Here is a 1,081-nt window from a genome sequence, read left to right on the forward strand (position 1 = left end):
CGCGGTCAACGAGGTCTCTGGGAACCCGTGCGAGTGCCAGGCCAAGCGCCACCAGCTTTGTAAGCCGGAGACGCAGCTGCTGGTTCGGTTCATCGACCTGCCGGGCATCGGGTGGTGGCGCTTCACCTCTCGCGGCAAGTTCGTGGCCGCGGACTTCCCCATCAAGGCTGCCTTCCTGCGCAATGCGGCGGCCGAGCTGCGCAAGAAGGCCGAGCAGGAGGGGCAGGGGGGCGATTGGTTCGTGCCCGCCCGGCTGGTACTTCACGAGATGAAGCTGCCGCCCAAGGAGCCCGGCGGCCCCGGCCGCCGGTTCCCTGTGGTGGACATCGACATCGACGTGTCGGTGGCCCAGATCATGGCTGGTGAGGGCGGCGGCACCCTCCAGCAGCTCGCCACCGCTCGCCAGCGGGAGCGCTTGGCCCTCACGGCGAGCGCGAGTCCGGCCCCGGCCGCGCTGCCCGCCGGCACCAGCGAGACCGGCGCAACGGAGCCCCCCGCCGCCAGTGCGCCGACCGCTACGACTCCCACCGACCGATCGCCGCAGCCGGCGACCGACCCGGCCGAGATGGCGGCCCAGGCCGCCGCGTGGGCCCGGCAGCCCGACATCACTCGCGAGAAGATCGTCAAGTTCCTGGACAGGAACGGGAAGTCGCCGGCTATGGACCAGTTCGTGCGCGGCGAGGGCGACGAGCTGGACAGCACGCTCCGCGACATTCTGGCCGACCGCCTCCACCAACTCACCCCGGCCCAGCCGGAGTACCCCGAGGGCTACGACCCCGAGCTGGGCATCGTGATCCCGGAAGGCGTCGGCGTGCCGATCGAGGAGTTGACGTGACGGCGCCGCCACCGGACGAGGATCGCCCGGCCTGCAAGGGAAGGGAAGCGCTGTTCGACCTCATCGCCGACCTCACCGACCACGGCAGGTCGTATCTGCGAATTTCCGCCGCGGAGGCGGAGGCGGAGCTGCGCCGGGCCAAGAAGACGTGCGCCGGATGCCAGGTCCAGGCCACGTGCCTTGCCGGTGCGATCGAGCGGGGGGAGCAATACGGAATGTGGGGCGGCGAGCTCGCCACATCCTTCC

General features: G+C 70.9%; 2 protein-coding genes. Both read left to right on the top strand.

Annotated features, from left to right (window positions below; all coding sequences use genetic code 11):
- Nucleotides 1-835: recombination directionality factor (locus BBK14_RS38350; protein WP_198541308.1), on the top strand; the 835-nt coding region annotated here is incomplete at its 5' end.
- Nucleotides 832-1,081: WhiB family transcriptional regulator (locus BBK14_RS15930; RefSeq protein WP_198541309.1), on the top strand; the 250-nt coding region annotated here is incomplete at its 3' end. The genes BBK14_RS38350 and BBK14_RS15930, both read left to right, overlap by 4 nt.

The organism is Parafrankia soli (assembly GCF_001854695.1).
Lineage (GTDB): Bacteria > Actinomycetota > Actinomycetes > Frankiales > Frankiaceae > Parafrankia > Parafrankia soli.